The organism is Aliarcobacter cibarius (genome assembly GCF_013372265.1).
GTDB lineage: Bacteria > Campylobacterota > Campylobacteria > Campylobacterales > Arcobacteraceae > Aliarcobacter > Aliarcobacter cibarius.
On sequence record NZ_CP054051.1, the window covers coordinates 1,110,322 to 1,124,862 of the forward strand.

A 14,541-nucleotide genomic window follows, 5' to 3' on the forward strand; every position below is an offset into this window, starting at 1 on the left:
CAAGATAATTAAACTGTTTGTGATATAATTTGCCCAAATTCTTAAATTTAATAGGAGAAAAAATGAGTTTATTACAAGATTATAAAGCACATGAAGCACAAAGAGCGAATGAGGGTGGATTACCAGGTCTTGCACTTACAGCTGCTCAAACTGCTGAATTAGTAGAGCTTTTAAAAGCTAGTAAAGTTGAAGATGCAGAATTTGCATTAAATTTATTTAAAAATAAAATCAATCCAGGTGTTGATGATGCTGCTTATGTAAAAGCTGCTTTTTTAAATGATATCGTTCAAGGTAAAGTTGCATGTTCTGTAATTTCAAAAGTTGAAGCTATTGAAATTTTAGGAACAATGATGGGAGGATACAATGTACCACCACTTGTTGAAGCACTTAAAATAGCTGAAGTTGCTGATGCAGCAGCTAAAGAGTTAAAAAATACAATCTTAGTTTATAACTCATTTAATGATGTAAAATCTTTAATGGATGCAGGAAATGCAAAAGCTAAAGAAGTTATTGAATCATGGGCAAATGCTGAGTGGTTTACAAATAAACCAGCATTAGAAGAAGAGATTACTTTAACAGTTTACAAAATTCCAGGTGAAACAAATACAGATGATTTATCTCCTGCAACTGTTGCATTTACAAGAGCTGATATTCCATTACACGCAACTGCGATGTTACAATCAAGAATGGAAAAACCTTTAGAAAAAATGGTTGAGTTAAAAGCAAAAGGTCATCCTTTAGCATATGTTGGTGATGTTGTTGGAACAGGAAGTTCAAGAAAATCAGGAATTAACTCTGTACAATGGCATATGGGAAGAGATATTCCAGGTGTTCCAAATAAAAGAACAGGTGGAGTTGTAATTGGTTCTATTATTGCTCCAATTTTCTTTAACACTGCAGAAGATTCAGGATGTTTACCAATTGAAGCAAATGTTGATAGTATTGAAACAGGAGATGTTATTACATTAAAACCATATGCTGGTGAAATCTTAAAAGATGGAAAAGTTGTATCTACATTTAAATTAAGTCCAAATACTTTAACTGATGAGATGAGAGCAGGTGGAAGAATTCCATTAATTATTGGAAAAGGTTTAACTGCAAAAGCTAGAGAAGCATTAAAATTATCAGCTTCAACTGCATTTATTGCTCCTGAACAACCAACTAATAATGGTAAAGGTTATACTCAAGCACAAAAAATGGTTGGAAAAGCTTGTGGTGTTGAGGGTGTTAAACCAGGAATGTATGTTGAGCCAATCGCTACAACTGTAGGATCACAAGATACAACTGGACCAATGACAAGAGATGAGATTAAAGAACTTGCTGCATTATCTTTTGGTGCTGACATGGTTATGCAATCATTTTGTCATACAGCTGCTTATCCAAAACCAGCAGATATTAAATTAAGACATACTTTACCAGATTTCATTAATTCAAGAGGTGGAGTTACACTTAAGCCAGGTGACGGTGTTATTCACTCATGGTTAAATAGATTATGTTTACCAGATACAGTAGGAACAGGTGGAGATTCACATACAAGATTCCCAATTGGTATTTCATTCCCAGCTGGATCAGGACTTATTGCATTCGCAGGTGTTACAGGTATGATGCCTTTAACTATGCCAGAATCTGTTTTAGTTAAATTTACAGGTAAAATGCAACCAGGTATTACTTTAAGAGATTTAGTAAATGCAATTCCATATTATGCAATTAAACAAGGATTATTAACAGTTCCTAAGAAAAATAAAAAGAATATTTTTGCTGGAACAATTATTGAAATCCAAGGTTTACCAGATTTAAAAGTTGAGCAAGCATTCGAATTATCAGATGCATCTGCTGAAAGATCTGCAGCAGCTTGTTCTGTTCAATTAAACAAAGAACCAATTATTGAGTACTTATCTTCAAATATTGCATTAATTGAAAAAATGATTGAAGAAGGTTACGAAGATAAAAAAACTTTACAAAGAAGAGCTGATAAAATGAAAGAGTGGATTAAAAACCCTCAATTATTAGAGCCAGATGCAGATGCTGAGTATTTAGCTACAATTGAAATTAACTTAGATGAAATTAAAGAACCAATTTTAGCTTGTCCAAATGATCCAGATGATGTTGCTACTTTATCTGAAATCTTAGCTGATGATAACAGACCAAAAAATATTGATGAAGTATTCGTAGGTTCTTGTATGACAAATATTGGATTATTCAGAGCTTTAGGAGAAGTATTAAAAGGTGAGGGTGTTGCTAAAGCAAAACTATGGGTTGCCCCTCCTACAAAAATGGATGAAGCTCAATTAACAGAAGAGGGATACTATGCTGCATTTGCTGCTGCTGGTGCTAGAATTGAAATTCCAGGTTGTTCATTATGTATGGGTAACCAAGCACAAGTTGGTGAAGGTTCAACAGTATTCTCTACAAGTACTAGAAACTTTGATAATAGACTTGGTAAAAACTCTAAAGTTTATTTAGGATCAGCTGAAGTTGCTGCTGTTGCTGCACTTTTAGGAAGAATTCCAACTGTTCAAGAATACTTAGATATAGTTGCTAAGAAAATAAATGCAAGTAACAAAGATAACGTTTATAAATACTTAAACTTCCATCAAGTAACTGCAGACCACTTAACAACTCTTTTAACTTCTAGATAATTTCTATATATTAAAAGAATTTGAAGCCCAAGATTTTTAATCTTGGGCTTTTTTATTTGTAAAGTTTTCTATTATTAGTCGATGTATATTAATTATGTTTTATAAATATATAAAATAATAATGTGGATTGTTTATTTGAAGAGGTTATTCAAAATAAAAAGTATTAAAACTTATTCATTTTGAACTTTTGAATCGTCATAAGGATCTAAATGTATTGTAATATGCCACTCTTTTTTGTCATTTAATTTTTCTATTTCATCTTCAATTAAATCACTAATTTTATGTGCTTTTACTAAAGATATTGATGTATCCGAAAAAACTAAATGAGCTTCTACAAAAATCTTATTTGCAGCTTCTCTAGTTTTTAGATGATGAAAACTATGAACATCTTTATGACTCATAAATATTGAAATAATATTTATTACCATTTCTTCATCCAACGCTCTATCAAGTAATACCATGATTCCACTATGAATTAAATTATAAGCTGAATAGATGATATATAAGGCTATTAAACTACCAATTATTACATCGAAAAGTTCATATCCTGTTAAAGACACTAATAAAAGTGACAATAAAACTGCAATACTACTGAAAACATCTGTTTTGTAATGAAGAGCATCAGCTTTTATTACCATGCTATGAGTTTTTTTAGCTATGTAGTTTAAGTATAAAACAAGTCCAATTGTAATTACTAAAGAAGATATCATTACATAAATTGAAATTTCTAGGTAGCTTGATACTTCTCCATTTTTATATTTTGAAAATGCTTGATATAATAAAAAAAGCCCTGACATTGAAATAATTGTTCCTTCAATTACAGATGCTAAAGCTTCAATCTTTCCTTTACCATAGTTAAAAGTTTTATCAGCTGGTTTCTCTGATTTTGAAATAGCAAAATAGTTGAAAATTGATACAAACATATCTAAAATTGAATCAATGGCAGAGGCTAAAACAGCAACAGAGCCACTAAATAGCCCTACTGCTAATTTTATAATAGTAAGAATTGCTGCAACGGTAGAAGATACAACGGTTGCTTTTTTTTGAGGAGACATATTAATTATTTTCTACAAAATCTTTAATTCTGTTTATTCCATCTTTAATATTTTCCATGCTTGTGGCAAAAGATAGTCTAACATATCCTTCCATTCCGAAAGCAAGGCCAGGAACAAGTGCTACTCCTTTACTTTCTAGTAAATCAGCACAGAATTTCATAGAGTCATTTGAAAACTTTTTAATGTTGATGAACAAATAAAAAGCACCATCTGGATCAAAACATGATAATTTTTCAATATCGTTTATCGCTTTTACTGCATAATCTTTTCTTTTTTCAAATTCGATTCTCATCATTTCGATATCTTTATCAGCATCACCCTCTAGAGCTACAATAGCTGCATACTGAGTCATAGAGTTTACATTTGAAGTAACTTGACCTTGAAGTTTTGACATAGCTTTTGCTAATTTTGCATCTGGACATGCAACATATCCAAATCTCCAACCAGTCATTGCAACAGATTTACTAAGACCATTTATAGTTACAGTTCTATTATACATATCTTCTGAAACTTCAGCAGTAGCAGTAAATTTTTTACCTTTGTAGATTAGTTTTTCATACATTTCATCAGATAAAACGATGATATTAGTTCCTTTTAAAACTTCTGCTAATTCTAATAACTCTTCTTTTGAATAAACTGAGCCAGTTGGATTAGAAGGAGAGTTTAACATTAATATTTTTGTTTTAGGAGTGATTGCTTCTTTTAATTGTTTCGCAGTAATTTTAAAATCTGTATGTTCATCCGTTTCAATAAATACAGGAATTCCTCCACTATAAACAACTAATTCTGGATAAGTAACCCAATATGGACTTGGGATAATTACTTCATCACCTTCATCAATTAATGCTTGCGCTAAATTGAATAGTGAATGTTTTGCTCCATTACTTATTACAATACCATCTAACTTATAATCTAAATTGTGGTCTTTCTTTAACTTATTGATAATTGCTTGCTTAGTTTGCTTAATACCTTCAACAGCTGTGTATTTAGTTTTTCCTTCATTAATTGCTTTAATAGCTGCATCTTTTACAACTTGTGGCGTATCAAAATCAGGTTCACCTGCACTAAAACTTAGAATATCTTTACCTTGAGCTTTTAAATCATTTGCTAAAGCTGTTATAGATAAAGTAAGTGAAGGAGCTAGTTTCTCCATTCTATCTGCAATTTTCATAATAGTTATCCTCAATTAAATTATCATTACACTTATGGTATAATCGTGCGGATTTTATCTAAAATTTACTTAAAGGTTTTTTTTGAATTTTCAAATTAGTTTAAATGAAAATGTAATAAGTGTTGAATTACAAAATAAAAAGCATATAAAACACTGTTATTTGAGAATCCTATCTAAAGATTTATTGCAAATAAAAGCAAATAAATATTTTACAATTTATGATGCAAAAGATTTAATTAATAGAAAAAAAGAGTGGATTTTAGAAAATATAAAAAGAGTTGAAAATAAAACAATTGAGGAAGGATTCTTTTTATATTTAGGTGAAAAAAAAGAATTGAAAAATTTTAAAATAAAAAATTTAGATAATTTTTATAAAAATGAAATTCAAAAAATAATTCCCCTATTAGTAGAAAAATATTCAAATATTATGCAATTATATCCTACAAAGATTTCATACAGAAAAAATAAAAGAACTTGGGGATCTTGTAATTATAAAAATGAGTTGAATTTTAATATTTTACTTATGAAATATCCAATGTATATTATGGAGTATATTGTTGTTCATGAATTAGCTCATATAAAGCATAAAAATCATTCAAAAGATTTCTGGAATTTAGTTCAAAAATTTTGTCCGAATTATAAAATTATAGAAAAAAATTTTAAATCACTTCTTTAAATTAATCTCTTGCTTCAATTACTCTTTTTAAAAGTTCCTCTTTTGTGAACTCTTTTGAAATTTTTTGAGTTGTGACACCATTTGAAAGAGTTATTTGAATATTATTTTTTTGATTGAATTCTGCATTCACTATTAATCTTTTTACTTTTTCTGAGTATTCATTTAAAGTATAAATTTTTCTTCCAATAAATAATTCATAGAGAGTTGGTTCTTTATAGAAACCAATTAGCTCTCTATTGTTGTATAAATATTTCCAAATCTTAATTTCTAAATCAAATGGTAAAAAGAAATTTGTGTAATCGGAGAAAACTCTATCGCCTTTTATATAAAAATTTGTTTCAGGGAAAAATCCTGGAACACAGTTACATAAAAACATATCTCGTTGTAAATCTTTTATTTTTGCAATACAAAAATATTTAAATTTTTTTAATTTTTCTAAAAATAGTAAATCTTGACTATTTTGGTTTTCTAAAATAGAGAATATTGTAAATAGCTCTTTGAAATCATCTTCATTTGATGCTAAGATTTCAAGAACTTGAATACTTAACTTTTCTATTTTTTCATTTTTATTAGGAATTTTGTATGATTTAAAAATTTCATTTTTTAAATCTATTATTAAAATATTGTTATCATTTTTATTTAAAAAATATAACTTTTTATCACTTTTTCTTTCATTAATAAAAATTGTATTTTCATCAATATAGATAGTTTTATAAGAAACTAAAATAATTTTCTTAGAATCTTTAATCTCTTCATTTTCAAAACTATATTTGAATTCATGATTTTTTAAAAAATCAACTAATTCAAGTTCAACGTTATAATCTAAATGGCTACTGTTTGAATACTCTTTTTTTAAACTATCAAATTCTAAATCAAGAGATAAAAGATAGTTTTTATGTCTAAAAAGTTCTTTCTGATCTTTAATAATAATTTTTTTTAAAATCATATTTTGAATAAATCTTTAGGATCTATATGTGCAGAATCTTTTGTAACTTGAAAAGATAAAGTTTCATTTACTCTTCCTACAACAGAACCTTTTTGGACCCATTTTCCAACTACTAAAGTAGGCGCAATATCATCTAAATGTGAATAGATAGTATGTATTCCCCCTTCATGCTGAATTATTACTACATTATCAAGCATCCCAGCATTTTTCTTTGCATAAACAACTTTACCACTAAGAACTGATACAACTTTTGATTCTGGTTCTGTGCTTTTTAAAACAATTGATTCATTAAATAACTTGATTTTATAAACTGGATCATAATATGTACCAAAATTTTTTACAATTTTAAATGATTTTAAAGGTGCAATAGTCTTTTCACCTTTATATTTTGTGATAGTAACTCCATCTGTTGATGAACCAATTTTTTTTACATCTAAATTTAAATTTTTTGCAAATTTTTGATTTCTAGTATCAGATGTTTGAACTTGTGATTCATCTTCTTCTGTTATACTACTTTCTTCTGAAGATTTTTTATTGTTCATTAATGCTTCAAGTTTTCTTTTTTTATCTTCTTCTGCTTTTGCAAGAGCTTTTTCTTCTGCTTTTTTAATCTCTTCTTGTTTTAAAATATTTAGTTGAGATAGTAGATTTTTAATACTTTCTTGATTCTTAACAACTTTGTTTAACTCTTCTTGGTATGCTTTATGTTGTTTTTCTAAATCAGTTAATGAGTTAGAGTGTTGTTTTTTCAAGTTTGTTAATTTATCTTTTGTTTTTTGCCTATCATTTATGTACGAAGATATTTTTTCAATATCTTTTTGATTTGTAGTAGAATCATTCGTAATTGAATTATAATTATTGTTTATTTTTGTAACTTTATCTTTAGAATGTTGTGCTAAAAGAGTATATATTTCATTATCAACCAATTCTTGAAGAGAATTCTCAGAAGCTAATTTTAAAGCTATTGAAATTGAAAATTCTTCTACAATAGTGTCAACTATTTGACTTTCACTTGAAGTTTTTTCTTGAATTAATTTATTTGATTTTGATTTTAATTCTGTTAGCTTATTTTTTGATTCTTCAAGTAATTTTTGATGTTCTTCAATATCGCTATTTACCTCTTTAATATCTTTTTCTAATTTTGATATATTTTCATTTTGAGATTCAATTTTGTCTGCAAGTTCTTTTATTTTTAAACTTTTATTTTCTTCTTCTTGTTTAGTACTATCTAATTGTTTTTTATTTTGTTGTATTTTCTTATCAATACTTGAAGCTTCAGTAAAACAAAAACTTAATAATAAAATTATAATTATCTTAATCATTGTTAATTTTATACTTTAGTAAAACACCAAAAATGGTAAAAATAGATATACAAAAAGATAATAAAAACAGTTTAAGTATTTCATACCCTAAATTAATTTGTATATCAACAATATCTTGTAACTCTTGAGGAAATAACACTTCTATATTGTATGAAACATAGTATAAAAAAATTGAACTTATAATAAAAGATAATAAAGCACTTAGCATTGCATAATTTAAAATAGAAGTTGCACTATATATTATAGATGCACCATGAAGTCTTAAAATTGATATTCTAATGTGATGTTCATGAAACCATAATTTTATTTGTTTAGCAATAATTATAATTGCAAAAATAGCAATTATAAAAAATAGAATAAAAGATACACTATTTAATAAAAGTAAGAGAAGATATATTTGGTTATGATTTTTATAAAATACTTCTACTTTTTTTATATTCGGATTTTTTAAAAGAGTTGTTTTTATGTCTTCTAATTCACTACTTGTAGGAAAAATTTCTAGATTGATTTGATAAAAATTTGGCAATTTTTGCTTTAAAAGTTCTATAGAATTTTCAGAAAGATTTGTTTTTATATTGTCAATTATTTTATCATTTGATAAAGCTTGAATTGTATCTATATTAATACCAGCAAGTTTTGGCATCTCTTCTTTACTTAAAACAGAAGTAGACACTACAACAATTGAATAATCTTTTGATATTTTACTTTGATAACTAGCAACTACATTGTTTATTAATAAATATATAGCAAATGCAATTAACATTGATAATAACGGTATTAAAAATGCAAAAATATTTTTAAGAGACTTCATAAATAATCCCATCATCAATTGATAATTGTCTGAATTTTATACCCAAATTTCGAGGAACTCTGTGAGTTACAACTACAACTGTAATACCCAGTTGTTCATTTGCACCTTTTAATAGATTCCATACTAAATCTGCAGAATAATCGTCAAGATTCCCTGTAGGCTCATCTGCAATAATAATTTTTGGATTGTGAGCTAACGCACGAGCCACAGCAACTCTTTGTTGTTCTCCCCCACTTAATTCATTTGGATAATATCCAGCTCTATGACTAAGTCTTACGTGAGCTAATAGTTTGTTTGCTTGCTCTTTTGATACCTCATTAGAATAACCATTTATTTTTAGAGGAATCATAATATTTTCTTCAATTGTAAATTCATTTACAAGTTTGTAATCTTGAAATATAATTCCTATGTTTTTTCTAAGAAGTCTTAACTTTTTTCCACCAATTCCAAAAACTTCTTGTCCTGCAATTTTTAAATTGCCATGTTTTATAGGAATTTCTCCATAAAAAGATTTAAGAAGAGTAGATTTACCACTTCCTGAATTTCCACCAATAAAGATAAACTCTTTTGGTTTTATAGAAAAATTTCCTTTTTTAATAATATATTTATTGTCATCATAAGTTAAATAGATATTTGTTGCTTCGATCATTTAAATAAAATCTCTTTTAAATTTTTATGAGCATCTATATTTGAACTTGTAGGAAGAGGATTCCCTTGGTAATATGATGCTTTTCCTTCTTGTATTAATATGTATTTTGTAATTGGACGGTCAAAATTTCCCATAGTAACTTTTATTAATCCTGAATTTTCTTTTCCCAAAATTGTGTAAAGTTCTTCTATATGTACAAAATAGTTATTAACTATAATTGCTTTTTCTGGAATTTTTGAGATTATATCTTTTAAATTTATACTATTTTCAAAAGAAAAATCAAATGACAAATCTATAGCTTTGTCTTCATTTAATGAAGTTAGTGTTAAATCATAGATATTTTTTCCCTGTTTTTTCCATCTATCTTCATATTTACTACTAACTTCTAAATCTTTATTTATATCAATATTTATTTTCCCCTTTGGTAAATTAGTAAGTAGTTCTAGACAAAAATCAAAATAATTTCTACTATCAGTTCTTAATTCTAATGTTCCACCAACCTTTAAAACTCTAAATGCTTCATTTATAAATTCATTTGAATATATTCTTCTATGTGGTTTTTTATCCCAAGGAACAGGAAAATGAACAAATATTTTTCCTACTTTATTTGATTCAATAAACTCCATAAAAAGTCTTGCATCATAGTTTATTACCAAAACATTTGTAATATTTTGAATTTCAAGTTGTTTTAATAGTTGTTCTATTGATGGATAATGAATTTCAAGACCAATAAATTGAATATTTGGATTCGATTTTGCTTGGTGTAATAAATGTCTACCACTCCCAAATCCTATTTCAATTTGAATCTCTTTATTTGTTTCAAATTCATCAACAAAATAGTTTATATCTTTTAAATATTTATGTTTTTGTTCTTTTTCCGCTTTAAAACTATTTGTATTTGAAAATATTATTCTAGAAGAGTTTTCTTTAACATAAGCATTTAGACTATCTTTTATTAAACTAACAGGAGATAATCTAGTAACCTTATCAGATTTAATCATAAGATTTTCATCTTTTGGTTTGATTGTTAATAAAAACTCTTTATTGTTATATTTTGTAGCAACTCTATATTCTATTTTTCTATTACTTTTTGTAAAATCATATGATTGTGCTATAAACTGAAAATCTACACCATCTTTTGAAGATGGTGTACTTATTAAATCTTTTTTTTCAAATACTATATGGGGCATAATTTCTCTTATATCTTTTTATTTTCTAACTAAACTTACTTCATTTGAAGATTCTGAAGCTATTCCAAATTCATCAATTGCTTGAATTGAGTATTTATAATCAATACCACTTACAATATCACTATCTTGAAAACTTGTTCCTGAAATGTTTTCAAATTTTGTAGTTTTATATTGAAAAAAGTTTTGCTTTGTTTTTTTAATTACTGTATAAGAAACTGCTCTTGGAGTACTAGACCAATTTAAAACAGCAACTCCTCCTTGAATAGAAGCTTGAGATAAGTTTGGTTTTGTAGGTTTTCCTAAACTTTCACCTTTAACAGGTTTTAAGTCTGAAGTGCTGTCAAGACCATCTTTATCAATAGCAATGATTTTATAATAATATTTTAAACCATCTTCTTTTAAGTCATCAGTATATTCTAAAACATTTGAATTTACAGTTTCTATCTTTTTATAACCAAAAGATTCATAATTACTTCTATGTATTTCATATTGTACAACATCGTTTGTTGGTGACGCACTCCATGTTAAAAATATTTTTTTAGGAATATTATTAGATGCTTTTAACCCAGTTACACTTTTTGGAGCAGGTTTTGTAACAGCTTCTAATACTTTTGTAGGAGCTGATTCTACATCATCAAAAGTGAATGCTTTAACTCTATACTTATGCTTTGAAGAGTTGCTAAGACCAGTATCTAGATATTCAGCAGATAATCTTTGATTAACTGTAGCTAAATATATCCATTCATTTAAAGTATCGTTATATTTTTCAACTCTATAATAGTTAACTCTTTGATCTGGATGTGGTTCCCAAAGAAGTTTTACTTTTTTTGGAAGATTTGACACAGCTTGGGCAAAAGCAACAGGTTTTATTCTAGGAAGAGTTTCTGCAATATATGCTTCCGTTGTTGGTGATTCTGTTCCATCACTTAATACAGATGAAATTTGGTAAGCATATTTAGTTTTTGGTTCTAAACCTTTATCTACATAGTGAGTAGCATGTCTACTATCAATTTTTGATATTAGTTTTAAAGTTTTTTCACCTTTGCTTATTTCTGTTCTATAAAAATTGTATCCAACTACTCTTGGATCATCTAATTTTTGCCATTCGAAACCTATTGATGTCATATCAGGTAGAGATTTTATAGAAGAGTAATTTACAGTAGGAGCAGACTGATTTACTTTTGGAGCCGTTGTTGTTGAAAGTGAATCAATAACATTGCTACAACCACTATATAAAAGAAGAAAAGTTGTTAATGATGTTGCTTGTATTAATCTTTTCATTTGAAAAATCCTTAGAAAAATTAGTTTTTAAAAAATTACTCATATCATCTGGTAAATTTGCACAAAAGCTCATCTTTATATTTTTTGTTGGATGAGTTAAATATAGGATATAAGCGTGTAAAAAAAATCTATTTATTTTATTTAATTCGCCCTTAAATCCATATAAAGTATCTCCAAGAATATGCCTATTTATTGAGTTCAAGTGAACTCTTATTTGATGTGTACGCCCTGTAAAAAGTTTAGCAGATACTAATTCATATTTCTCATTATCACTTAAAGAAATTTTTAAAAAAGCTGATTTTGCATATCTTCCATTTTCAATAATATCCATTTTGAGTCTATTATTAGGATTTCTTGCTATTGGTCTTTCAATTATTAAGTTATCTTTTAGCGGCATATCAGTAATTGCTAAATAATATCTTCCCATGCTTTTATCTTCAAGCTGTTTAGCTAAAGAAGTATGTGCTTCATTAGTTTTTGCAATTACTATAAGACCACTAGTTCCTTTATCTAATCTATGTACTATTCCATGTCTTTCTTCACCACTTATTGTCGAAAGTGAAATTTTTTTTAATTTTAGCCAATCTACTAAAGTTGCATCTTTTACGCTTGGTGCATCGTGAACAGTTAAATTATATGGTTTATTTAATACTAAAATATCTTCATCTTCATAAATTATCTCAATATTCTTGTCTTTTAAAGAATCTTTAATAAATTCTTCATCTTTAACATTTGAAAATTTTGTTTCAGGAAAAAATACTTCAACTTTTTGATTTTCTTTTAGTTTTAAACCAGTTTTATTTACTATTTTTTCATCAACTTTTACAAATTCTTTCTTAATTAGCTGTTCTATTTGATTTCTTGAAGCATCTATATTTGATGCTAAAAACTTATCAAGTCTTTCTTCATTTTTTGCAATAAAATATTTATACATATTATGATACTCTTTTGTTATGCGTTTACTAGATAAAAGAATTATTTCACACTTTGATTTTTTGTTAATAATATTCGTTTTACCTTTGATAGCTTTATCATACCATTTAATTAGTGAAACAAACGAATCACTAGCGAATAAACAATTAATGTATTACTCACTTTCATTAGTTGTATTTGTTATTGTGTTTTTTCTACCTATTAGGAGAAGACTTAGAATTATTCCTTTTTTATATTGGATAGGAATTGCTTTGTTGGTGGCTGTTGAGCTTTTTGGAGTTGTAAAATTAGGTGCAAAAAGATGGATTGAGTTACCATTCATAAATACCACAATTCAGCCATCAGAACTTATTAAACCTATATTTATTTTAATGTTGGGATACTTGATTCAACTTAGACAACCACCAGAAAAAGGTTATGGGGTAAAAGATTTTATATATTTTTCTTTTTATATTCTTTTACCTTTCATTCTAGTAGCAAAAGAACCTGATTTAGGTACAGCATTAGTTTTATTACTGGTTGGTTATGGAATACTATTTTTAGTTGGTGTAAACTGGAAAATTTGGGCATTTATAATCATTGTTTTAGGTATTACATCTCCTTTTATTTATACCTATGGAATAAAAGATTATCAAAAGAAAAGAATACATGATTTTATAGTTGCTGAAAAGCCAAGCTATCATGTTCAACAATCAATTATTGCTATTGGTTCAGGGGGATTTTCTGGAAAAGAAAGTGATGAAGCAACTCAAACTCAATTGAAATTTTTGCCAATTTCAACAAGTGATTTTATTTTTGCTTATTTAGTTGAAAGATATGGATTTTTAGGTGCGATAGGGTTAATAGTTTTATATACATTATTGATTTTACATCTTTTATCCATAAATTATTTTTTTAAAGATGATTATGTAGTCAAAGTATTTGCGTCTGGACTTGCATTGTTAATATTTTTAAACATGAGCGTAAATATTTTAATGGTTATTGGATTTGCTCCAGTTGTTGGAATTCCATTACCACTTTTCTCTTATGGGGGAAGTTCCTTTATAAACTTTATAATAACTTTTGCTATTTTGGAAAATTTGATAGCATTTAGATATTTAGATATGTATAGTAGTTATGATAGATAGTTTTAAAATAATTAATACATTCTATAGAAAATTTGAAATTTAATTTTTGTTTTTTCTGTTGGTTTTGGATAATCTTTATAGGCTATTTCTATTAATTCTAAACTGTAATCATCTAATATTGTATATCCAGATGAACTAGTAATTTTTAATCCACTAATACTTCCATCTGGATGAAACATAAATTCCACTATATTAACTCCACCAATTCTTAATTTTTCAGCAAGTTTTGGATATCCCATACGATTTAAAACTCTTTGTGTAATTACTTGAAAATTATTTAAATTTTTTTCTAAATAAGCTTTTTGAACAGTTGTAAAATTTTGATACTCTTTTCCGTATAATTTTTCTAATTGCGTTAAAATTTCTTTATTTACTGGTTCTTTTTGATTTAAAAAATTTTCTAAAGTTTTATCTTGAATTGTTGGTTTGTTTTCTACAACTTGTTCTTTTAAAACCTTATTTTGGAACTCTTTAGCTTCTTTTATCTCTTTTTTTACAATTTTTTCAGGATTGTTTTTTGGTTTATCTATTGTTTTTGGAGTTTTCACTTCTTTAGGTTTTTCAATAATTTTTTCTACTTTTTTTTCAGGTAGGGGTGTATCTTTAGGTTTCTCAATTAAGACTTTTTGTTCTTTGATTTCAGTTAATTTTACAAACTTCATATCTGTTTTTTCAACCTTTTTTTCTTCTTCGCTATGATTTTTATCACTTGATTTATAATTAAAAAGAAATGTTAAGTGT

13 protein-coding genes are annotated in these 14,541 nt (G+C 27.0%); 3 read left to right on the forward strand and 10 right to left on the reverse strand.

Annotated features, from left to right (window positions below; genetic code table 11):
• Positions 1-62: 62 nt before the first annotated feature.
• Positions 63-2,639, forward strand: a complete 2,577-nt coding sequence (locus tag ACBT_RS05485; protein WP_024775292.1) for a bifunctional aconitate hydratase 2/2-methylisocitrate dehydratase — start codon at positions 63-65, stop codon at positions 2,637-2,639.
• A 170-nt stretch (positions 2,640-2,809) separates the two neighbouring features.
• Here the strand turns inward: ACBT_RS05485 and ACBT_RS05490 are convergent, their stop codons facing one another.
• Together ACBT_RS05490 and ACBT_RS05495 are read right to left on the reverse strand one after the other, a co-directional pair.
• Positions 2,810-3,694, reverse strand: a complete 885-nt coding sequence (locus ACBT_RS05490) for a cation diffusion facilitator family transporter (RefSeq protein WP_024775293.1) — start codon at positions 3,692-3,694, stop codon at positions 2,810-2,812.
• Position 3,695: 1 nt separating this feature from the next.
• Positions 3,696-4,865, reverse strand: a complete 1,170-nt coding sequence (locus ACBT_RS05495) for a pyridoxal phosphate-dependent aminotransferase (RefSeq protein WP_024775294.1) — start codon at positions 4,863-4,865, stop codon at positions 3,696-3,698.
• Between the two features lie 82 nt (positions 4,866-4,947).
• On the opposite strand from ACBT_RS05495, the gene ACBT_RS05500 reads away from it, so the two are divergent.
• Positions 4,948-5,541, forward strand: coding sequence for a M48 family metallopeptidase (locus tag ACBT_RS05500; protein ID WP_024775295.1), 594 nt, complete (start codon positions 4,948-4,950; stop codon positions 5,539-5,541).
• Position 5,542: 1 nt separating this feature from the next.
• Here ACBT_RS05500 and ACBT_RS05505 read toward each other — a convergent pair whose 3' ends face one another.
• From ACBT_RS05505 to ACBT_RS05535, 7 genes are read right to left on the reverse strand one after another with little or no spacing between them, the layout of a single operon-like run.
• Entirely contained in the window at positions 5,543-6,487 is a 945-nt protein-coding gene (locus tag ACBT_RS05505; RefSeq protein ID WP_024775296.1) for a hypothetical protein, read from the reverse strand.
• Positions 6,484-7,809: a murein hydrolase activator EnvC family protein gene (locus ACBT_RS05510; RefSeq protein WP_024775297.1), complete on the reverse strand. Its 1,326-nt coding sequence runs from the start codon at positions 7,807-7,809 to the stop codon at positions 6,484-6,486. Before ACBT_RS05510 ends, ACBT_RS05505 begins: the two co-directional genes overlap by 4 nt.
• A complete protein-coding gene (locus tag ACBT_RS05515; protein ID WP_024775298.1) occupies positions 7,802-8,620 on the reverse strand; it encodes an FtsX-like permease family protein in 819 nt (272 codons plus the stop codon). The genes ACBT_RS05510 and ACBT_RS05515 overlap by 8 nt, the downstream gene beginning before the upstream one ends.
• Positions 8,607-9,269 (reverse strand): cell division ATP-binding protein FtsE, encoded by a 663-nt coding sequence (locus ACBT_RS05520; protein WP_024775299.1) that lies wholly within the window; start codon positions 9,267-9,269, stop codon positions 8,607-8,609. The genes ACBT_RS05515 and ACBT_RS05520 overlap by 14 nt, the downstream gene beginning before the upstream one ends.
• Positions 9,266-10,459, reverse strand: a complete 1,194-nt coding sequence (trmB, locus tag ACBT_RS05525; RefSeq protein WP_024775300.1) for a tRNA (guanosine(46)-N7)-methyltransferase TrmB — start codon at positions 10,457-10,459, stop codon at positions 9,266-9,268. The genes ACBT_RS05520 and trmB overlap by 4 nt, the downstream gene beginning before the upstream one ends.
• 18 nt (positions 10,460-10,477) lie before the next feature.
• The gene (locus ACBT_RS05530; protein ID WP_024775301.1) at positions 10,478-11,740 is read right to left on the reverse strand and encodes a fibronectin type III domain-containing protein; all 1,263 of its coding nucleotides are present in this window, start codon (positions 11,738-11,740) and stop codon (positions 10,478-10,480) included.
• On the reverse strand, positions 11,688-12,674 hold the full coding sequence (locus ACBT_RS05535; protein ID WP_024775302.1) for an RluA family pseudouridine synthase: 987 nt from the start codon (positions 12,672-12,674) through the stop codon (positions 11,688-11,690). Before ACBT_RS05535 ends, ACBT_RS05530 begins: the two co-directional genes overlap by 53 nt.
• A 19-nt stretch (positions 12,675-12,693) precedes the next feature.
• Here ACBT_RS05535 and ACBT_RS05540 point away from each other — a divergent pair, with 19 nt between their 5' ends.
• Positions 12,694-13,800 (forward strand): FtsW/RodA/SpoVE family cell cycle protein, encoded by a 1,107-nt coding sequence (locus tag ACBT_RS05540; protein ID WP_024775303.1) that lies wholly within the window; start codon positions 12,694-12,696, stop codon positions 13,798-13,800.
• A gap of 11 nt (positions 13,801-13,811) precedes the next feature.
• Here the strand turns inward: ACBT_RS05540 and ACBT_RS05545 are convergent, their stop codons facing one another.
• A complete protein-coding gene (locus tag ACBT_RS05545) occupies positions 13,812-14,462 on the reverse strand; it encodes an energy transducer TonB (protein ID WP_193210038.1) in 651 nt (216 codons plus the stop codon).
• Between the last annotated feature and the right edge of the window lie 79 nt (positions 14,463-14,541).